This window comes from Vibrio sp. SCSIO 43140, assembly GCF_023716585.1.
Lineage (GTDB): Bacteria > Pseudomonadota > Gammaproteobacteria > Enterobacterales > Vibrionaceae > Vibrio > Vibrio maritimus_B.
Genome location: NZ_CP071851.1, coordinates 1,207,747 through 1,227,837, shown reverse-complemented (window position 1 = coordinate 1,227,837; position 20,091 = coordinate 1,207,747). Strand labels below are relative to the sequence as shown.

The 20,091-nt window shown below is 45.6% G+C and carries 25 protein-coding genes; 15 read left to right on the top strand and 10 right to left on the bottom strand.

The genetic code is table 11. The features are described from left to right. Nucleotides 1–5: 5 nt before the first annotated feature. The 6 genes from J4N45_RS24045 to amrB form a co-directional block, all read right to left on the bottom strand. A complete protein-coding gene (locus tag J4N45_RS24045) occupies nucleotides 6–1,148 on the bottom strand; it encodes an iron-containing alcohol dehydrogenase (protein WP_252014934.1) in 1,143 nt (380 codons plus the stop codon). A 124-nt stretch (nucleotides 1,149–1,272) separates the two neighbouring features. Then, nucleotides 1,273–1,887, bottom strand: a complete 615-nt coding sequence (locus J4N45_RS24040) for a YMGG-like glycine zipper-containing protein (RefSeq protein WP_252014932.1) — start codon at nucleotides 1,885–1,887, stop codon at nucleotides 1,273–1,275. A 196-nt stretch (nucleotides 1,888–2,083) separates the two neighbouring features. Continuing rightward, nucleotides 2,084–3,301, bottom strand: a complete 1,218-nt coding sequence (gene glgC, locus J4N45_RS24035) for a glucose-1-phosphate adenylyltransferase (protein ID WP_252014930.1) — start codon at nucleotides 3,299–3,301, stop codon at nucleotides 2,084–2,086. 386 nt (nucleotides 3,302–3,687) lie between these two features. After that, a complete protein-coding gene (idi, locus tag J4N45_RS24030) occupies nucleotides 3,688–4,227 on the bottom strand; it encodes an isopentenyl-diphosphate Delta-isomerase (protein WP_252014928.1) in 540 nt (179 codons plus the stop codon). A gap of 153 nt (nucleotides 4,228–4,380) precedes the next feature. Beyond that, on the bottom strand, nucleotides 4,381–4,980 hold the full coding sequence (gene amrA, locus J4N45_RS24025) for an AmmeMemoRadiSam system protein A (RefSeq protein WP_042470214.1): 600 nt from the start codon (nucleotides 4,978–4,980) through the stop codon (nucleotides 4,381–4,383). After that, a complete protein-coding gene (gene amrB, locus J4N45_RS24020; protein WP_252014926.1) occupies nucleotides 4,955–5,749 on the bottom strand; it encodes an AmmeMemoRadiSam system protein B in 795 nt (264 codons plus the stop codon). Before amrB ends, amrA begins: the two co-directional genes overlap by 26 nt. A gap of 69 nt (nucleotides 5,750–5,818) precedes the next feature. Here amrB and amrS point away from each other — a divergent pair, with 69 nt between their 5' ends. Then, a complete protein-coding gene (gene amrS, locus J4N45_RS24015) occupies nucleotides 5,819–6,901 on the top strand; it encodes an AmmeMemoRadiSam system radical SAM enzyme (protein WP_252014924.1) in 1,083 nt (360 codons plus the stop codon). A 137-nt stretch (nucleotides 6,902–7,038) separates the two neighbouring features. Next, nucleotides 7,039–7,188 (top strand): hypothetical protein, encoded by a 150-nt coding sequence (locus tag J4N45_RS24010; RefSeq protein ID WP_234496577.1) that lies wholly within the window; start codon nucleotides 7,039–7,041, stop codon nucleotides 7,186–7,188. A 74-nt stretch (nucleotides 7,189–7,262) separates the two neighbouring features. On the opposite strand, the gene J4N45_RS24005 is transcribed toward J4N45_RS24010, so the two are convergent. Together J4N45_RS24005 and J4N45_RS24000 are read right to left on the bottom strand one after the other, a co-directional pair. Continuing rightward, nucleotides 7,263–7,769, bottom strand: a complete 507-nt coding sequence (locus J4N45_RS24005) for a hypothetical protein (protein ID WP_252014922.1) — start codon at nucleotides 7,767–7,769, stop codon at nucleotides 7,263–7,265. 463 nt (nucleotides 7,770–8,232) lie between these two features. Continuing rightward, on the bottom strand, nucleotides 8,233–8,850 hold the full coding sequence (locus tag J4N45_RS24000; RefSeq protein ID WP_252014920.1) for a TfoX/Sxy family DNA transformation protein: 618 nt from the start codon (nucleotides 8,848–8,850) through the stop codon (nucleotides 8,233–8,235). 299 nt (nucleotides 8,851–9,149) lie between these two features. Here J4N45_RS24000 and J4N45_RS23995 point away from each other — a divergent pair, with 299 nt between their 5' ends. The 10 genes from J4N45_RS23995 (at nucleotide 9,150) to J4N45_RS23950 (ending at nucleotide 14,012) form a co-directional block, all read left to right on the top strand. Next, nucleotides 9,150–9,467 (top strand): cupin domain-containing protein, encoded by a 318-nt coding sequence (locus J4N45_RS23995; protein ID WP_252014918.1) that lies wholly within the window; start codon nucleotides 9,150–9,152, stop codon nucleotides 9,465–9,467. A 9-nt stretch (nucleotides 9,468–9,476) separates the two neighbouring features. After that, entirely contained in the window at nucleotides 9,477–10,142 is a 666-nt protein-coding gene (locus tag J4N45_RS23990) for a DUF3313 domain-containing protein (RefSeq protein WP_252014916.1), read from the top strand. Nucleotides 10,143–10,152: 10 nt separating this feature from the next. Then, the gene (locus tag J4N45_RS23985) at nucleotides 10,153–10,368 is read left to right on the top strand and encodes a DUF3820 family protein (protein ID WP_234496582.1); all 216 of its coding nucleotides are present in this window, start codon (nucleotides 10,153–10,155) and stop codon (nucleotides 10,366–10,368) included. Between the two features lie 9 nt (nucleotides 10,369–10,377). Continuing rightward, nucleotides 10,378–10,914 (top strand): GNAT family N-acetyltransferase, encoded by a 537-nt coding sequence (locus tag J4N45_RS23980; protein ID WP_252014915.1) that lies wholly within the window; start codon nucleotides 10,378–10,380, stop codon nucleotides 10,912–10,914. Nucleotides 10,915–10,929: 15 nt separating this feature from the next. After that, nucleotides 10,930–11,337, top strand: a complete 408-nt coding sequence (locus tag J4N45_RS23975; RefSeq protein ID WP_252017240.1) for a bleomycin resistance protein — start codon at nucleotides 10,930–10,932, stop codon at nucleotides 11,335–11,337. 99 nt (nucleotides 11,338–11,436) lie between these two features. Next, complete coding sequence (locus J4N45_RS23970; protein ID WP_042470228.1) at nucleotides 11,437–11,715, top strand: hypothetical protein; 279 nt, start codon at nucleotides 11,437–11,439, stop codon at nucleotides 11,713–11,715. Nucleotides 11,716–11,729: 14 nt separating this feature from the next. Next, entirely contained in the window at nucleotides 11,730–12,206 is a 477-nt protein-coding gene (locus J4N45_RS23965) for a GNAT family N-acetyltransferase (RefSeq protein WP_252014913.1), read from the top strand. Nucleotides 12,207–12,321: 115 nt separating this feature from the next. After that, nucleotides 12,322–12,822: a P-loop nucleotide/nucleoside kinase family protein gene (locus J4N45_RS23960; protein WP_252014911.1), complete on the top strand. Its 501-nt coding sequence runs from the start codon at nucleotides 12,322–12,324 to the stop codon at nucleotides 12,820–12,822. 32 nt (nucleotides 12,823–12,854) lie between these two features. Then, nucleotides 12,855–13,262 (top strand): GFA family protein, encoded by a 408-nt coding sequence (locus J4N45_RS23955; RefSeq protein WP_252014909.1) that lies wholly within the window; start codon nucleotides 12,855–12,857, stop codon nucleotides 13,260–13,262. A gap of 75 nt (nucleotides 13,263–13,337) precedes the next feature. Next, on the top strand, nucleotides 13,338–14,012 hold the full coding sequence (locus J4N45_RS23950; RefSeq protein ID WP_252014907.1) for a M15 family metallopeptidase: 675 nt from the start codon (nucleotides 13,338–13,340) through the stop codon (nucleotides 14,010–14,012). Between the two features lie 99 nt (nucleotides 14,013–14,111). Here J4N45_RS23950 and J4N45_RS23945 read toward each other — a convergent pair whose 3' ends face one another. Further along, nucleotides 14,112–15,599 carry an aldehyde dehydrogenase gene (locus tag J4N45_RS23945; protein WP_252014905.1) on the bottom strand — a complete coding sequence of 496 codons (1,488 nt, stop codon included), beginning with the start codon at nucleotides 15,597–15,599 and terminating at the stop codon, nucleotides 14,112–14,114. A gap of 14 nt (nucleotides 15,600–15,613) precedes the next feature. Further along, a complete protein-coding gene (locus J4N45_RS23940; RefSeq protein WP_252014903.1) occupies nucleotides 15,614–16,162 on the bottom strand; it encodes a cupin domain-containing protein in 549 nt (182 codons plus the stop codon). 265 nt (nucleotides 16,163–16,427) lie between these two features. Between J4N45_RS23940 and aptA the strand changes: the two genes are divergently transcribed. Genes aptA through J4N45_RS23925 form a run of 3 tightly spaced genes read left to right on the top strand, consistent with a single transcriptional unit; the run spans nucleotide 16,428 to nucleotide 20,039 of the window. Beyond that, nucleotides 16,428–17,789 (top strand): omega-aminotransferase AptA, encoded by a 1,362-nt coding sequence (gene aptA, locus J4N45_RS23935; protein ID WP_252014901.1) that lies wholly within the window; start codon nucleotides 16,428–16,430, stop codon nucleotides 17,787–17,789. Between the two features lie 5 nt (nucleotides 17,790–17,794). Next, nucleotides 17,795–19,291, top strand: coding sequence for a CoA-acylating methylmalonate-semialdehyde dehydrogenase (locus J4N45_RS23930; protein WP_252014899.1), 1,497 nt, complete (start codon nucleotides 17,795–17,797; stop codon nucleotides 19,289–19,291). Nucleotides 19,292–19,298: 7 nt separating this feature from the next. Continuing rightward, complete coding sequence (locus J4N45_RS23925; protein WP_252014897.1) at nucleotides 19,299–20,039, top strand: glutamine amidotransferase-related protein; 741 nt, start codon at nucleotides 19,299–19,301, stop codon at nucleotides 20,037–20,039. The last annotated feature ends 52 nt before the right edge of the window (nucleotides 20,040–20,091 follow it).

Here is a 20,091-nt window from a genome sequence, read left to right as displayed (position 1 = left end):
TGCTCTTATAGGGCTTGTTCTAGGATACGACGTGATACGTCAATACTAATTGCTTGGTTTTCGCCAAGTTTGAGGTAGCCATAGTCCTCGAGTTTCTTGATAACTGCGTCTACGGCTTCAGATTTGTCACCTTGCACCTCTGAAAGCTGAGTATCGACATTCAAACTCGCGTAGAAAGCCTCAATCGCTTGAATCGTGCGCTCTGCAAGATCGTCACTATCTGTTAGCCCAAACACGTTGCGACCCATCTGTTCAATCTTGCTTTTCTTAAACTCCATTTGGCTTCTGAGTAGCGAAGGCTGAATGATAGCAAGCGAGCGCGCGTGGTCGACATCCCATAGTGCCGTTAACTGATGACCAATCATGTGAGTCGCCCAGTCTTGAGGCATACCTGTGCCGATGAGTCCATTTAGCGCTTGGTTAGCTGTCCACATCAAGTTCGCACGCCATGCATCGTCTCTTTGTTCGAATGCTTTGCCGAGCTCGAGAAGATTTCTCAACAATACTTCGGCGTAACCTTCTTGAACCATATGTCCTGTTGGAGACGTAATGTACTGTTCGCAAACGTGAACCCATGCGTCGACGAGACCATTGATCAGCTGGCGCTCAGGGAGGGTTTTCATCGCATCTGGGTCAAGTACAGCGAACGTGGGACGAACGGTTGGAGACAAAAAGCCGAGCTTTTCTTGCGTTGCTTTTTTAGTCACGACCGCCCCCATATTTGATTCTGAGCCCGTTGCCGGGAGCGTGAGAACCACACCCAATGGAAGGGCAGCCTCTGGTTTGTACTTACCAGTAATGAGATCCCAGCTGTCTCCGTCGTGTAGAGAGGCTGCGGCGACGTATTTGGTTCCGTCAATGACGCTACCACCACCGACGGCGAGTAGATAATTGATGTTCTCGGCTTTAACTATCTCGATGGCTTTATCGAGGGTTTCTTTGGTTGGGTTTGCTTCTACTCCTGAAAACTCTAACCATTGATGATCTTTGAGCGCAGTTACAACTTGGTCGTACACGCCATTCTTCTTAATGGAGCCACCACCGTAGATGACTAGTACTTTTGAATCTTTGGGGATGCTATGACTAATTTGCTCAATTTGACCTTGACCAAAATGAATAACAGTAGGGTTTACATAGCTGAATTTCATGACATTGCCTCATGTATCGTATTATCGATTATGCGAATGGATCGAAATCGGTTCGATTGCTCTTACTTATACTTGGGGCGAATGGATCAGGCTTCAAGGTAAACCTGACCCATAATTGGAAGGATTATCCGCAGGTTGGTGCTGAACCGGCGATTTCACGCTCTTGCTGCAGTTCTTTGTGCAGAGCTTCTAGTTGAGTTTTTGCCTGGTTGGCATCGTTCATGGTGGAGCTCAATTTCACGTATTTATCAACGGCGCGATCGACCCCTTGGGTGTTTCCTCGGTCATAGTCTATGAGAGCCTGCATTGCGACGCCGGCCTCTTTATAGGATTGCTGAGACGCTTGCTCTGCCTTTAGCGCTGCTCGATACGCATCATCATGCTGGCAAGCGACAAGCGCACCGATAGACGTTTCAACATCTGGTCCGAATTCTAATGCCGGCTTGGAGGGCGTTGGCGGTGCCGACTGAGCCGCTTGTTGAGCCTCTACTTGTTGGTCTTTTGAATAACCGTCGATAGCACCCGCTGTACCACCTGCGAGTGCGCCTGCGGTGACATTTCGGCTAAGACGGTAAGTATCAACCTCACCATCGACAATAAGGTCGGTTAGTGCACCAAGCATGCCCGCCGATACTGCACCAACCGCGGCCCCCTCAGCAGCGCCTTGCGTGGTGTTAGCTCCGCACCCAACCAAAAGGCTCGCAGCAATTGCAGTGGCCAAAAACGACTTTAACTTCATAGTTTACTTCCTATGTAACTGACTGTAATACAAGAATTATAGGACCATATTTTTGAAAGTATGCGAGTAATGTGAGAAATTTGGGTCACGGTGCAATAAATTAGCGTTAGACCTACAACGAAGTAGCCGCTCTCTAGGGAGCGGCTATTGTTTTATTCAAGGAGCAACTATATCTTTCGGGGGAGAAGAGAGTCAGCTAGTCGAACACATATCCTTCAGGTATGACTACAATACCTTTTTCTGAGATATGGAATCGAGCCGCATCCTCAGTTGGGTTCAAACCAATGATAGTACCATCAGGAATAATAACGTGTTTGTCGATGATACAGTTCGCTAGTTGGCAGTTCTCGCCGACAGTTACATCGCCAAAAATAATGCTATCCGCAATAGTTGCACCATCATTGATACGTACGTTAGACGAGAGAATAGAGTGGTGCACTGAACCGCCCGAGTTCACGACACCGTTGGCAATGATCGAGTTAATAAAGATACCCTCATTACCAGTCGCTGAAGGCACGGTTCTCGCTGGTGGAAGTTGAGGCTCATAGGTTCGAATCCCCCAGTTTTCCTGATACAGGTTCATGGGTGGAACAGGTTCCAACAAATCCATGTTGGCTTCATAGAAGGAATCGATAGTCCCTACATCTCGCCAGTAACAATCGCGCGCAACTCGGCCTTTTTCGTCACCAAAGTTGTAAGCGTAAACACCTTGGCTATCAATAAGCTTAGGAATGATGTCTTTACCAAAGTCATGACTCGAGGTATCAAGTTCTGCATCTTGCTCTAACGCTTGTTGGAGTGCTTCCATTTCGAAAACATAGATACCCATTGACACGAGAGAGCGACTTGGATCCGTGGGCATACAAGCAGGGTCTTCTGGTTTTTCATTAAAATCAACAACTTGGTTTTTGTCATTGATCTCCATGACACCAAAAGCGGAGGCTTCTTCACGGGGAACATCCATGCACGCAACAGTGAGTTTAGCGCCAGACTCTTTGTGTTCTTGAACCATAGCTTCGTAGTCCATGCGATAGATGTGATCGCCAGACAGCACAACGACATGTTTCGCATCGCTGCGGGAGAGTAGCCACATGTTGTGATAAATAGCGTCCGCCGTTCCTTCGTACCAAGCACCGCCTTTTCTCATCTGTGGGGGGACCACAGTGATAAATTCTTTGAGCTCGGGATTAAAGATCGACCAGCCATCACGGATATGCTTATGAAGCGAGTGCGATTTATATTGGGTCAGTACCAGAATTTGTCTCAGCCCTGAGTGCAAACAGTTGGTAAGAGTGAAATCAATAATCCGGTATTTTCCGCCGAATGGGACCGCTGGCTTAGCTCTGTCATCGGTTAGGGGACTTAACCGAGAGCCCATGCCTCCAGCTAGGACAATAGTAAGAACGTCTTGCATCTTATTTCTCCCTGAAATTGTGCAATTTGAATAGTCTAGGTAATTTCCTTTCAAGAAACACGCCAGACGCTAACATATTGAATATCAAAGGAGAGGGTAGGAGGAATAAACACAATTGCACCAAAATGGTGATGTAGTTTGAGCATGCGCACGTTTATTGTGCTCAGTCACTGCTTATGATTCATGTTGGTGCAATGTTCACGAAACATCGTTTAGAAACACAAAGTTACACGCGTGGCCAGAAAGTAGTCAGAAATCTCTCTTTAGGCCACGTATCAAGGCGTTTTACATTGTAAATGCGGTATGGTTTTGAACTTCACCCCTAGTGATAGGAAGTCGCTAGGAGCGAGCATAAACTTAAACGAATGTGAATTGAGCAGCGAGAGTTATTTCTCTGTGAGGTGTTGGTTAACCTTATCAAAAACGAGCTTAAACCATGCAGTGTACGCTTGCGGCGTTTCAGCTAAGCGTTCAGCTATCGCTTGTTTAGATTGCCATTCACATGCTTCAGCTTCTTTGTCGTTTACGTCTAGTTCAACGGTGTTGCTCTCTGCAATAACGATGTGGTCTAGCTCGTTTTCCGTTAAGCCGTTATCAAATTTGGTGCGGTAGCTGATTGTGCCGATGTCTTCCAGCACAAGTGAGTCACGAATACCCAACTCTTCATCTAGACGACGTGTTGAGGCTGTAAGGATCTTTTCATCTGGGCGCGGGTGAGAGCAGCATGTGTTGCTCCATAGTCCACCGCTATGGTACTTATTTGCTGCGCGCTTTTGCATCAGGAACTCGAGTTGACCATCGTTATAACGATAAATCATGACCGAAAAGGCGAGGTGTCGAAAGCCCATTCTATGTGCGTCGAGTTTATCCTCTGTTCCAATAGGGTTTCCGAATTTATCTACAACAACAACGAGATCTTCAAGCATAGGTACTCTCATATTTTGGTATTTGCGACATCCCATGTACGCTTTACCAATGTTAGGGGTTCACTCAACTCCTGTTGTGAGCGCGAATCATACCACCAAAGTTTTTTTTCGCACGTTTAATAAAAGGCCCCACAAAAAAATAAGTAAGATCGTCTACATTCTTCGATACTTTCGGCTTAATTTTTGAACATCAAAGACTTTCACCGAAATATCCTCTGGCCAATAAGTAGGGTGCCAACCTGCTTTTTGCTTTAAGTGTTGTAAGAAATGGATCGGGCTTGGGAGTTGTTCCCATACTTGTGGGAGAAATAGAGCACCTTTTTTGCCATCAGAAAGTGTCAAGCCACATTTGTTGTTTTTGAGGTAGTCGATTAAAGCGGATTCTGATGCTACATCAAGTGTTTGAGGTTCAGTAAGTACAGAGACTTCAATTTCTAGCCCATCTACTTGAGACTTTTGCAGAGGTAGAAATCGTTTGTCTTGGCAGCAGCTTGCCCACGCTTTTCGCATGACTTCGAGAACAAGAGGAACTTGCGGGACTGTCGTCCCGATGCACCCTTGGAGTTGGTCATCGACGTGCAAGGTGACAAAGCAGGCACCTTTTTCTCTGATAGCTTCTGGATGATCCTCAAGCCTGACTTTTGGTAAAGGCTCTTCTGCGAGATAACAGCCTACGGTTATTTCTACCATATCAAGTAATCGAGATAGTTCAGTGTTGGTTAGCGTTTTATCTTGATATTGCGTAGCTGACATAGCCTACCACCCTTTGTTTATCGCCGTGAGGGCTGTCTCCCGAGTTGGTGAGAGACAACCGAGTCAATCGACGGTTTCGTTTATTAATAATTAGATTTGCAGCATTAATACTTGTGTGCCCACATGCCTCGTGACCTGTCAGGGGAAGCCCGTTTTCGATTTTTGAACAGCTATTATTATCTAGAACAACGCAGTCGTCGTAGCTGTGAAAATGACTAAGATCAGAGCTGACAACAAGCAGAGTATTGGTATCCCAAAGTGTTTCTACAAGCTTCGCCACGCTCACCATGTCGACATTGCCGGTGAGAATTGGAACGACACTAAAACCTCCTAAACACCGGAGTAAGAATGGTAGCTGAACTTCCAAGCAGTGCTCATTTTCATGAGCAAGATCGTTAACCGTGCAAATGTCGTTCTCAGACAGTTTATCGATAGCTTGTGTATCTAAAGGCACTTTGCCCAAGGGGGTATCGAAGTACTTAACACTTGGAATCGCACAACCTGAAAAAGCGACTCTATGACTAGGGCCAATAATAACAACGCGCGAAAATTGTTCATTTTGTTCTTTGAGTAATTGATAACCAAAGGCTGCAGTGTGCCCAGAAAAGACATAACCAGCGTGAGGAACAATCAATCCGCTTATCGCTTCTTCGGAGTGATGTTTTCCCTCTGAGGAGACAGAAGCCATCAACTGAGAAATATGTGTCTGTAACTTATTAGGATCACCGTAATAGAATCGCCCAGCGACGGCAGTCGGTCGCACATCCATGTCGCCTCCAGAAGTTTCATGCTGTCTATACTTAGCAAGTATAGAATCTATCCACTTTTAAGGTGTGAGATGAGCCAACTTAAACCCTATTATCCAACCAAATACTGGCAGAAGCTGGATGACGGCAGAGTGCAGTGCACTGTGTGTCCCCGTTTATGCACGCTACGAGAGGGAAAGCTTGGCGCGTGTTTTGTTCGAAAAGCAGAACACGGAGAGATTGTACTGACAACATACGGGCGTTCGAGTGGGTTTTGCATCGATCCTATAGAGAAAAAACCACTGAATCATTTCTATCCAGGGAGTTCGGTTTTGTCGTTCGGCACTGCGGGATGTAACTTGGGTTGTAAGTTTTGCCAAAATTGGAGTATCAGCAAGTCACGGCAGATAGATACACTAGGGCAGCAAGCAAGCCCCGAACAAATCGCCCAATCTGCGCTCTCAAATCACTGCGATAGCATTGCATTTACTTACAACGATCCTGTCATTTTCATGGAATACGCTGTCGATACCGCGCTAGCCTGCCGTGAAGTCAACATACATACAGTTGCTGTTTCGGCGGGTTACATGAATGAGAAACCAAGAGAGCAGTTTTTCTCGGTAATTGATGGCGCCAATATTGACCTGAAAGCCTTCAGCGAACGTTTTTATAAAAAGGTCTGCGGTGGCGAGTTGGCGCCAGTACTCGAAACATTGATGTACTTGAAGCATGAAACTGACGTTTGGTTTGAAATCACAACGCTGCTCATTCCTGGGGAGAACGATAGCGAAGCAGAATTAGAAGCAATGACTCAATGGATCTTTGAGCATCTGGGGCCAGACGTCCCACTTCACTTTAGTGCCTTCCATCCAGATTTTAAGATGATGGATACGGTTCGAACACCCGCAAACACATTGGTGAACGCGCGGCACATAGCGAAAAGAAACGGCCTTGATTATGTCTATGTTGGTAATGTCCATAATGAGCAATGTAGCAGTACGTACTGTCCGTCTTGCGGACAAAACGTGTTAAGCCGAAATTGGTATGAACTGGGCTCGTGTTCATTGTCGAGTGCGGGGAAATGTCTACATTGTGGTTATCAATTGGCAGGACGATTCGCCCACATTGATAAGCCGTTTGGGCGTCGGCGTATACCGATCCAAGTTGCTCCATGAGATGAATTTTTGTGATGTTGAACTGATCAGTCTCAAGGATGATATTCGTAGTAATACTTTAGTCGCAAAGTGTTGAAACTGACTTTAGAACTGATTAACTTAGAAATCAAAGGGACAAACCAAACCAGGAGATGAACATGGACGTAGTCGTAATGCTAACTAACGGACGTTTTGGTGTACTTGAAGACTGTGACAAGCTTGAGTTAGAAGGTGAGCTGGTTGAGTGCTGGGTTGAGGAAGAAGAAGGATTTGAACTGGCAACGGGTCAAGTGGAGCGTGTTCTTTAACCAAATACCGAACAAAAAATGAAATTCAAAAAGCCCCGTCAGAGCACGACTTCTGGCGGGGCTTTCTAATTCTCTTAAGCTTGCTGTGCTGTCAATGCGCACTTTTCTAAGAACTTGGCGATTGCTGTTACACCTGCGATGTACATAGCACCACCCAGTAGCGCTACCGCCATCCAAGAGAAACCGTGCTCAACAACGTGGTCTTTGTGAAGGATACACATTACTACGTAGGCAAATGTAATGTAGCTGAATGCAAAGTGGGCGATTGGGCCCATACCAATAGTGATTAGTACAACGCCCGCGACATAGATATAGAACGCGTTTTCGCCACCAACCATTGGAGCAAGCGTGCTCAGTGTCGCTGGAATCAACATACCCATTGCGATACCAACAATACCAGCAGCAAAGATGTTTTTGAGCTTAGATAGGTCGAACTTCGCTTCAAAGAAGAAAATTAGCGCCAAAAAAGCAGGCCACTTATCGTGGATGCCAAGTTTTTGAAGGATAACCGTGCCTGCTACGATCCAGATTGTTAGCATTAGCGTTTTTGTCATGTGCGCTGAATTGAATACTTGATTCATGATTAACTCTCATAGGGTGTTTGTAAGAAGTTTGGGCGCGGAGTCTATAGAGAGTTGATGAGTGGGTCACTACCACATTTTTTCCAACCATAGGGTTACCTTTTAGGAGGTTGCAGGTAGTGCGTGAATTATCAATTGGTGTTCAAAAAGCAGTCAATGACCATAATGGGATTTAATGGTGTAGTAGTTGGGAATAGAGGGTAGCTATTAGAGCAACATAACTAACATGCGTGTAGCGAGGTTGTATTCTTCTTCTCAGTAGCGAATTTTGGTGGGAAATTAGCCCATTGCCACACTTAGATACAAAGCATCATGAAATGATAAACATCTCAGCTACTACATGTTCCACTCACATGGTTTAATCGATCTCGTGATTTAGTTGTTCTGTCCACTTTCAATTAAACACACACATCCAACATTGTATTGATGTTTGCCCTGCTGTGGATTACAGCAGGGCCTTTTTTTAATGAGCAAGATAGTCTGAGCCGACTTCATGCGTTAGAGATTGTCTTTTTAGCTCAGGCAAAATGGTCCAGTGGATCCCTTCTAGCGCGCCAGCAATACAAAACAATAGATTGACACCCGGATGCTTCTCTTGACTGACGCAAACTGCCTTGTATGCGTTAACGGGTCCTTGCTCTCGCAGCTCATCAATCGAAGTGATGCCCGCTTTTCGAAGCATGCGTTCGGTTTTGTACTGCATGTTTGGCAGATCTTTGATACGAGTTGGTGTCTCTTTCTTAATTTTTTCTTTCAGACCTGCAGTCCATACTTCTTCACATAAAGAAGCGATCTGCTTTTTACTATGGCTAATAGAGTCTGGCACTGAATAGTAGTTAGAGAGGCTAGGGTAGTTTCTGGAGTGAGCTCGCCAGTTAAACTCATAAGGCGTACAACCAGAATCGATGAATTCTTGTTTTAAACTCTCACTGCTTGCCCTAAGGTAGACCTCGTCGCCCTTTATTAGTGCAAAAATGACCCCACCTGACAGAACCCCTTTACCCCCAAAAACAGAACGAATGGTAATGTCGTCTAGTGTCGTATGCGCCTCGATAGACTCTACAAAAGTTTCCAACATCATATCTCTCTCCTTGAATGCTTAACGCGTCCATAATCGACAAATTTAAAACAAATCTGTGATAGACCTAGCATTAATCATTCCAACTTGAACACGAGTTACAAATTAATGGGAGCTGGAATTCAGTTAAGAGTCTGACCTTTGCTGTTTTCTTCTACTCGCTGCCGCATTCTTGGGAAGTCTTCAGACTAAACAATTTGTTTTTAATTCAGTAACAAAGGCTCCTCTCTAAAAGAGTCGGAAAGTATGTGTTTCGCTTTCTCGTAGCGTATACTTTTGAGTAATTATTGAGGAGAAATTCGATGCAGTTAGGGAATCTATTTACCAATATTCCGAACCAACTACCTGATGAGCTATTTGAAGATATAGTTAAGACGTCAAACATTCGCGTAGAGCGGATTCTTTCCGATGGTCACTCAACACCCGAAGGTGAATGGTATGACCAAGCTGAAAATGAGTGGGTTTCCGTACTCCAAGGGCAGGGTGTTCTTGAGTATGAAGATGGACAGACCATTACTCTTGATGTCGGCGATTACGTTAACATCCCAGCTCACGTTAAACATCGCGTAAAATCAACGGTTTCAGGCGCGACGACGATTTGGTTGGCTATTTTTTATTAAGGACGAATAATGAGATTTCTTTTTATTGCGTTATCCGCGGCTCTATTCATGCTAGTAGGCTGTTCTTCTTCCGAAAAAACTCAAACTTCGCAGTTTAAAACGTACAGTGATTTCTCTCCGGGTCCCGATGGTGGCGTAGACCTAGTATGGGCAAGACAAGATGTATCGACGCCAGAGCAGTTGCGAGAGATTTTCTCTCAATACGATAGCGTCGTGTTAGACAGAGTGTACGTAGTTGTTGATGAGACGGAACTCAGTGATAGTGAAATCAATGAGCTGACAGATCATTTAGTCTCAAGGCTTAAAAGTAAACTTGACGAGTTTAAGTCGATTGTAGACAAGCCTTCCCCAAGAACTCTTCGCGTGAGCATAGCGATAAGTAACGTAGAAACACCAAATCCCATCTTAGCTGTCACGAGCAGTGTATTACCCGTGGGGCTTGGGATATCAACCATCTCTAAGATCACGACAGGTGAGCACACCAATGTGGGAAAAGCTACCATTGAGCTTCTTGTTTCGGATTCCATGTCGGACGAACCAATTATTGCGGCTATAGACTCACGATCTGGAAACAAAGACTTTACCACTATGATAGACTCCCTCGATGATGCGAAAGACGCCATCGACTGGTGGGTCGAGCGCCTAGGACACACGCTGGCGACGGCTGGCGAATAAAGGTAACGCAATGCTGCAAAAAGAAAACTTAGTAAAACTCGCCCGAATGCAAATGCCATTTGGTAAGTATGCCGGACGAGTTTTAATTGACCTACCCGAAGAGTATTTACTTTGGTTTGATAAGAAAGGCTTTCCGAATGGTGAGTTGGGGGAGTTGCTTAAGTTATGCTTGGCACTAAAAATTGAAGGCTTAGATAGCGTAGTCAAACCTTTGAAGAGAATGTAACCAGGCTGTATGAGAGTATCGTTTGAAACCCAAAGATTGAAAGTAGTAGAAGTCTTATCTGATCTTATTCTAGCGGAGCGCAATGAGCTGCTTGAACAGATTCCGAATATTTTAACCCCTCTTGTCGTTGAAAGCTTGCCTCCATATTTTCACGGAATTACATCCCGAGAATCGGTAGAGACTTGGCTTGAACGTATGTTGCAAGAGAGCCGCTTGTTTCAAGTAACATCAGAGAAATGTGAATTAATCGGCTTCCTGTTCGTCTATGTAGAGAATGAAACTGATGCACACATAGGCTATTTACTCTCTGAACAGTATTGGGGCAAAGGACTGGCCAGTGAGCTATTACAAAGCTTTATCGAAGAAGTCGCTATCAAAGAGTCTTGGATAAAGCTGATTGGTGGTGTTGAAAAATCTAACGTTGCTTCAGCTAGCTTGCTAAGAAAGTTAGGTTTTGTAGAGCGACCGGATAGTGGGAGTGGTGTGGTTTTTTACGAGTATAAGATTGAACGACCGAAATCCAAGGCAGTTGCTAGTGTTCCATAGTTAAACAGGGAAGTCATCTTGGTGAAAATAGTTCCAGAGTTATATGTCCAAAATCTCGATGAAAACTTAATATTCTTTGTCGATATTTTAGGTTTTAGTATCAAGTACCAACGTCCAGAGGAGCAGTTTGTCTATCTAACTCGAGATGGGCTAGATTTGATGCTAGAAGGAGTAGAAGGAAACTCTCGTAAATGGCTGACAGGAGAGCTTGAACCGCCGTTCGGTCGAGGTATCAACTTTCAATGGGATGTAAAGGGTATCAATGTTCTCTATTCGAGAGTCCAATCAATATTTAGCAAGGCTATTTTCCTGCCCTTAGAAGCAAAGTCTTATCAAGTTAGTGGTCAACTCGTTACTCAGGAACAGTTTATCGTGCAAAGCCCAGATGGGTATCTTTTTAGGTTTTGTGAAGACGTACAGTGAAGCGGTTGTTTGCGTTGTTATATTGTATGACAAAATCTGTTATGGTAGAAAAATTGTTCCAGCGACGACACGTATCGACTAACCAAACAGGGCAGAATTATGAACGACAAAGTATTCCAAATTTGGCATCAAAAGCGTGAACAGGGTTTTCTAAAGTGGATCGCCAAAAGTACGTTTGCCGCAGTGCTTTTTTATATGATTTTCAGTATCGTATTTCAATACTCATCGATTGGAGAAGACGGCATTGCGGTCTTTTTACTGAGTCAGATTAATAACTTTGGGTTGTTTGCAGGTCTTATGCTTGTGGCGAATTGTGCGCTTTGGCTGTACCGAGAGTCCAGTTATAAGAAAGAAGTACGCCGCAGAAACGGCGCGTAGTTATAGGGACGAAGATGGAACTTGTACCTTTCACTCCCACACACTATCAAGATTTGATAGCTTGGATCTCATCACCTGAGTTGAACTATCAATGGGGTGGACCGGTTTACGATTTTCCTCTGACTATCGAACAGATTTCCAACCATTGTGAAAAGCCCGATATTTTCCCGTTTCTCTTCCTAGTAGAAGGTGAGGTCGCTGGTTTCATCGAATTTCGTCGGGCAAGTGACACTCTGTGCAGGATTTGCCGAGTATTGATCCTTGATCCTTTCAAAGGAAGAGGACTGGCAAAAGAGATGGTCAGTTTACTCATCAAAGAAGCGAAGTTAGCGACTAACTGCTCAGAGTTCAGCCTATGTGTTTTCGACCATAATGAAGCCGCCAAATCTCTCTATCAATCACTTGGGTTTCAAGTTGCCTCTTCAGAAAAAAGCTCTGAGAAAATCTTTGGTCGATATTGGATTGCTTTGGAGATGGAGGCCAAGTTCTAACCCTCTACTCAAACAATAACAGTAGATTGCTAACAGCTAGAACTAACCTCAGTTTTGTGTTTATCTTTGACATAGTTTCAATTGGATATCGTGTGAGTTTGACAGGAGGTTAGATATGAAAAACAAAGGCATCTTGACCTGTTTTTGCGGCAAAATGGGAGCAGGAAAAACAACCCTAGCCAAAACTCTTGCTGCGACAGAAGGCGCGATCTACCTTTCAGAAGATGAATGGTTAGTAGCTCACTATCCCACGCAAATAAACTCATTTGAAGACTATATAGCTCACTCAAACGTAATTAAGCCATTCGTTAGAGAACATGTAAAAAAACTGCTGAATCTTGGAGTAAACGTGGTCATGGACTTCCCAGCAAACACGGTCAAACAGCGTGCTTGGTTTATCGCTCTGAGTGAGGAAGTGGGTTGTAAGCATGAGATTCACTACCTAGATGTTACAGATGAGCAGTGTTTAGCGCAGATAAAAAAGAGAAGCGTTGAGCAACCAGAGCGCACCCAGTTCGATACGGAGGCTGTATTTCATCATGTGACACAGTACTTTGAGGTCCCCACCAGCGAAGAGCAAGGTATCAACATTATCTATGCTAATGTGAAAGCGTAATCACTTTGCGATTTGAACGGTAGGGAGAAACTATGGCAATCACTGGTGAGTGTTTCTGTGGCGAGGTTCGCTACACGGTAGACGGTAAGCTTTACGATGCACGTTCCTGCCATTGCTCTCGTTGTCGAAAGGCATTTAGCGCTCAAGCGTCGGCTTACGCACTAGTCAATCACGAGGAGTTCACTTGGTTGGCAGGCGAAGAGCACCTTACTACTTATCAAGGAAAAAGCGGTTTTGGCCTACAGTTTTGTAGTAAATGCGGCTCAACTATGGTCGGTATTTACAACGGTCAAGTGCATGGGGTGACATTAGGTTGTGTAAATGGCGATCTCGAAATCGAAATAGCGCGACACATCTATGTAGGTTCCAAAGCCACTTGGGAAGTGATGCCTAGTGAAGGGTTGCAATATGAAAAGCTACCGCCTAATGATGTTGAATAATCGAAGCACTGTATTTTACACTTTCCAATTGAAACTTAACGGTCAGGTGCCTAATTAAATGGAGTTCCATCGAGATTGAGTCATATAGATATTTCCTCTTCCCTTGTTACCGCGATTCCTATCAAAGACTGTCTAGAAGACCTCGTGTCAGTAAAAGGGCACCTTGCTTATGGTCCTCCACCTGAGTGCAATGAAACGAAAGACAGCTACCATTTTGTCCGAAGAGGTGTTTTAGAAAGGCTTCTCATTGCGCAAAAAGAGCTTCCGCTGGGCCTGACATTAAGGCTTTACGAAGGTTATCGCTCGCCAGAGTTTCAAGAGACGCTGTTCCAAGAGCAATTAATGAGAGTTGCATCGAGCAATCCAGATTATTCAGAGCGGGAGACCTACAAAGCCGCCGCTTGTCTGGTCGCACCCACAAAGACGTTTGAAGGGGAGTCCTTGTCGCCACCGCATAGCACCGGTGGGGCGGTTGATGTAGAAATCGTAGATGGCGAAGGCAAAGTCATAGACTTTGGTATGGAGATAAAAGACTGGATTCATGTCCCGGCCTCCTTGTGTGAGACAGACGCCCCCAACTTATCCTCGCAAGCAGCGAACAATAGAGCAATGTTGTTTTCTGTTATGTCCAAAGCGGGATTCGTGAATTATTCGAGAGAGTGGTGGCATTTTTCTTTTGGGGATCAATATTGGGCATTCGTTAAACATGAAGCTTATGCAATGTATGCGAGCACAAGTAGCTCTATATAAGCTCACGCCTCGATCAGCAACCAAGAAAATGGCTAAAAAAAGGTGCTCGATGGGAGCACCTTTTTGCGTTAATGCTTTTAATAGTTAGCTATATAAATACTAATCCAGCTCAATCCAAGTCGATTTTACTTCCGTGTATTTATGCAGTGCATGAAGCGATTTATCTCTGCCATTACCACTCTGCTTGTAGCCCCCAAACGGCATCGTCATGTCACCTCCGTCCCAGTTATTGACGAAAACAGTGCCAGCTCTCAGCGCTCTAGAGCAGCGAACCGCTGTTGAAATGTCCGAGGTCCATACGCCTGCGGCGAGTCCATAGTCGCTGTCGTTAGCAAGCTTGATAGCTTCTTCAATGGAATCAAATGTGGTTACACATAGGACGGGTCCAAAGATCTCCTCTTGGAAGATCCTCATGTCTGGAGTGACGTCGGTAAATACCGCTGGCTGAATAAAGTAACCATCAGTCTGTGTCATTGTTGGCTCACCACCAAATGCGAGTGTTGCGCCTTCATTCTTACCGATATCAATATAACTAAGTACGCGTTCGTATTGCGATGCGTCGACGATAGCACCAACGCGAGTGTCTTCTAGGAGCGGATCGTTAGGTTGCCATTTCGCCATGTATTTAAGTAGCAGCGCCGTAAACTCCTCCTTGATTGAAGAGTGAACAAGTAAACGAGAGCCAGCCGTACAGACTTCGCCTTGGTTGTAACATATCGCTGAAGCAGCGGTTGCGGCTGCCTTTTCCATATCTTTGACGTCATGATGAACAATATGTGGGCTCTTACCACCACACTCCATAAAGGCGCGTTTGAGGTTAGACTCTCCAGCGAAGGACAGCAGCATTTTGCCGACTGCTGTAGAGCCTGTGAAGGTGATGCAGTCGACATCGTTATGCAGCGCCAATGCTTGTCCTGCTTCATGACCAAACCCTGGGAGAACTTGGAATACACCATCGGGAATCCCAGCCTGTTTGGCAAGATCGGCAAGAAGGATAGCCGTTAAAGGCGACTTCTCAGAGGGCTTTACGATGACTGAGTTACCTGTTGCTAGAGCAGGGCCAATTTTCCATGCCGCCATGACCGTCGGAAAGTTCCACGGTACAATTGCTGCAACGACGCCGAGTGCTTCGCGGGTGACTAGAGCCAACGCATCTTCTGTGACAGGGGCGACTTCGTCGTACACTTTGTCTATGGCTTCGGCATTCCACTGAATGCAGCGTGCGGTTGCTGGTGCGTCATATCCCATTGCATCTGAAATCGGTTTTCCCATGTCTAAGCTTTCAAGCAGAGCGAAGTCTTCTTTGTGTTCGTCGATGAGCTTAGCGTAGTTCAGCAGAATACTTTTGCGCTTAGCTGGTGGAAGGCCACACCAAATGCGGCTTTCAAATGCGTGTCGAGCCGCTTCTACTGCAATGTCCACATCTTCTTGGGTACAACGCGCAACATGTGCGAGCGAGTGCCCGGTCGCAGGGTTAATGATCTCGAATGTATCGCCGGAAACCGAATTGACAAAATGCCCATTGATAAATGCCTGAGTACGAAAGCTCAAGGCTTCTGCTTTGTCGTGCCACGTAATGTTGTCCATGTGATTTCCTTTCCTTAAAAGCTTGCCGGGGAGTTAGCGCTGACGATAACGCAATCAGCATCGGTTGTGTTTCTGAATCGATGAGGGCGCTGACTGTCAAAGTAGTAGCTGTCGCCCTCCAGTAATACGGTTATTTGATCATCGACAGTGAGTTCTAGTTCGCCTTGTACTATCACACCACATTCTTGTCCCTCGTGGACCAGCATCTCTTTACCTGTATCTGCGCCAGGGGACAGCGTTTCTCTTAGCATGCCGATATGACGATCTTCATGATAGTGACCTACTTGTCTGTAGCTGATTTTACCTCGGCCAATCTCTGGTTGTTCTTGGCGACGAGTATAAAATTGTTCGGGCTCAGGCTCATCGATGGCGAAAAATTCTGCCATTGAAGAGGGGATTTTGCTCAGCAGCTTACTAAGAGAAGCGACGGACGGGCTAACCGCATTACTCTCGATTTGAGAGATAAAGCCGTTCGTCACGCCTGCACGCTTTGCCAACTCACGCTGAGAGAGTCCTGCGCGTTCTCGCAGAGCTTTAAATCTTGGTCCAATCTCCATTTCCATGGAATTAATGCTCCCTGAAAAGTCAAAGTGATTATTAAACTAAACACAATCCTAGCTCACTAAACACAAAAAACCAGTAAATGTTTATAATTTAATCATTGCACACCTAAAAAGAACGATCTATAGTCATTTTTGTTTAATATTTAATAACATCACATTTACATTGTGCAGTCTGAGTGTTTATTGGTGTTTAGTAAAAGAAACGACCAAGGCTGAGTGGTTGCCTTGAAGAATACGGCCTTTAAAAAGAGCGTTGGGGTGCACTATGCATAACGGGAACGAAAGAAGCATGGACTCACTAGGTAATGAGTCAGCAAATAATATGGACGCATTTTGGATGCCGTTTACGGCAAACTCGCAGTTTAAAGCGTCACCAAGGATGTTGGTGTCGGCGGAGGGGATGTATTACACCTCTGAAGACAAAAGAAAGATCTTAGATGGCACCGCAGGTCTATGGTGTTGCAATGCGGGGCATGGACGACATGAGATCAGTGAGGCCGTCGCGAGTCAAATTCACACGTTAGATTTCGCACCGACATTCCAAATGGGGCATCCACTGCCATTTAAACTTGCGGAATCGTTGGCTGAGATCGCGCCTTCCGGTCTCAATCGGGTGTTCTTTACTAACTCGGGATCTGAATCCGTCGATACTGCGCTGAAAATTGCTCTGGCTTATCAGAGAGCGATCGGTCAGGGCACGCGAACTCGTCTAATTGGTCGTGAGCGTGGTTATCATGGCGTTGGTTTTGGTGGTATCTCAGTAGGCGGGATCGTCAACAATCGTAAAACGTTCGGTAGTCTGCTCACAGGAGTAGACCACCTTCCTCATACATTAAGTATCGAAAACAGCGCCTTTAGTAAAGGGCTACCAGACTATGACCCTGGCTGGGCAGAAAGCTTAAATAATATTGTCACTCTGCATGATGCAAGCAATATAGCGGCCGTGATCGTAGAACCTATTGCGGGGTCTACTGGTGTTATCCTGCCGCCAAAAGGTTACTTGAAGCGTCTTCGAGAGATTTGTACTCAAAACGGTATCTTGCTTATCTTCGATGAAGTGATCACAGGATTTGGTCGTATCGGCAGCCCATTTGCCGCTCAAGAGTTCGACGTGAAACCTGACATCATCACGACAGCGAAAGGGTTAACCAATGGCGCGATCCCAATGGGAGCGGTATTTGTTAGCGACGACATCTATCAAGCTATGGTATCGCCTGATAGCCAAGCTATTGAGCTCTTCCACGGCTATACCTATTCAGGTCACCCTGTAGCAGCAGCAGCAGGGCTTGCAACACTAGATATCTATCGCAACGAAAACCTTTATTCCAGAGCTGCTGACCTTGCTGATTACTGGCAGCAAGCGGTACACAGCTTGAAGGGCTTGCCACATGTTAAAGATCTGCGCAACTACGGTCTGATTGCGGGTATTGAGCTTGAAGGAATCGTAGGTAAACCAGGCTCTCGCGCCTATCAAGTCTTCACCAAATGTTTCGAGAAAGGGGCGTTGATTCGAGTGACTGGCGACATTATTGCGCTGTCACCACCGCTGATTATCGAGAAGCAGCATATTGATGACCTATTTACGCTTATTGCCGACGTTCTACAAAACATTGAATACAAGGAATAAAACCTATGTCAGTTTTGGTATCAAACTTTATTAATGGAGAGATTGTTGAAAGCAGCAGCAATCGCAGTGCAGACCTTTTTAACCCAGCAAATGGTGAGCTAAGGGGGCAGGTTCAGCTATCTAGTGCCCAAGAGGCAATCGATGCCGTTGAGGTCGCAAAACAAGCTCAGGTAGATTGGCAAGCGACGCCACCATTACAGAGAGCTCGCGTGATGTTCCGCTTTAAAGCACTGCTTGAAGAAAACGCCGATGAACTGGCAACGCTGATCTCGACAGAGCACGGAAAAGTGCACAGTGACGCATTAGGTGAACTCACCCGTGGTCTAGAGGTGGTTGAGTTTGCATGCGGAATTCCACACCTGTTAAAAGGCGAGCATTCCCTTAACGTAGGACGTGAAATTGACAGCTATTCCATGATGCAGCCTGTTGGTGTGTGTGTGGGTATTACGCCGTTCAACTTTCCTGTCATGGTGCCACTATGGATGATTCCTGTCGCACTGGCTTGTGGTAATAGCTTTATCCTAAAACCTTCCGAGAAAGATCCAAGTGCGTCGCTTATGTTGGCGAAGCTACTAAAAGAAGCAGGTTTACCTGATGGTGTGTTCAACGTTGTACAAGGTGACAAAGAAGTGGTGGATGCACTGCTAGAAGCACCGGATGTCGCGGCGGTGAGCTTTGTTGGTTCAACCCCAATAGCGGAGGCGATTTATTCAAAAGGCAGTGCTCATGGCAAACGCGTACAAGCCTTGGGCGGTGCAAAAAATCACCTTGTTGTCATGCCTGATGCTGATCTTGAAGGCGCAACTAATGCGATTATGGGCGCGGCGTATGGCGCTGCTGGTGAGCGCTGTATGGCAATTTCTGTCGCGGTCGCAGTCGGTGACGAGGCAGCAGATAAGTTGGTTGCGGCGTTAAAAGAGAAAGTTGAGGCGCTGCGTGTTGGCCCTGGTTTAGGAGTGTCGCCAGAGAATGAAATGGGACCGCTAGTCAGTGAGCCACATATGAATAAGGTTAGAGAATACATCCAAAGCGGTGTCGACCAAGGGGCTACTTTAGTGGTTGATGGTCGAGATATTGATACGGGAGCTCCAGGTTATTTTGTTGGTGGTACGTTATTCGATAATGTGAAACCGGATATGACTATCTACAAGGAAGAGATCTTTGGTCCCGTTCTTTCAGTGGTTCGAGCTAAAGACTATCAGGAAGCACTTGAGCTTATTAACCAACATGAGTTTGGCAACGGAACGGCTATCTTTACTCGTGATGGTGATACGGCCCGTGACTTCTCTGAAAAAGTACAAATCGGTATGGTCGGTGTGAACGTACCTATTCCAGTACCGATGGCGTTTCATAGCTTCGGTGGTTGGAAGCGTTCCATCTTTGGACCGCTGAATGTGCACGGCAACGACGGCGTGCGTTTTTATACTCGTATGAAGACCATCACTGCGCGTTGGCCTAAAGGGCAGCGTGAGAGTGAGTTCGTTATGCCAACAATGAAATAGGTGATAAATGAAGATAGGGATATTAACCTGCGGTCACGTTGACCCTCCTTTGTCAGATGATCATGGTCAGTACGCGGATATGATCGAAACCTCTTTGTATGAGGTAAACAATGCATTTACGTTTCAAAACTACGATGCGACAAAAGGGGAGTTGCCAAAGCTAGACGAATGCCACGGCTTCATCATCACAGGCAGTGTTCATAATGCTTATGATGACCACCCCTGGATACTGATGCTGATTGACTGGGTGATTCGCTGTGAAGGGCAAAGAAAGCCTTTGGTTGGTATCTGTTTTGGACACCAACTGATCGCAAGGGCATTGGGTGGCAAGGTTCAAAAGTCTGAAAAAGGATGGGGACTTGGAAGCTACGAGGTACAATTGCGTGCTCAAAAGAAATGGATGAACCTATCGGTTGATAGCGCTCGTTTGTTGGTGAGTCACCAAGACCAAGTGACCATAGTACCGAAAGGTGTCAAGGTCATTGCAGGTAATGATTTTTGCCCTAACTTCATGTTGGTTAAAGATAATCACTTGTTCACTGTGCAAGGGCACCCAGAATTTAGCGTGCAGTTTACTCTCAAGTTGGTAGAGAAACGCAAGCATCTGATAACGCCGCAGCATTATCAGCAAGCGTTTGTCGATTTAGACCAGCCTCAGGACTCTGCGCTAATCTTGCACTGGATGGATAATCTGTTTGTGATGGCGGAGCAAGGTAGATCTTCAGAGCGACTGCAACAAGCCGTCTAGGTCATTACTAGAAAAACAAAGGCAGGCTTTAAAGCCTGCCTTTTTAGTATGT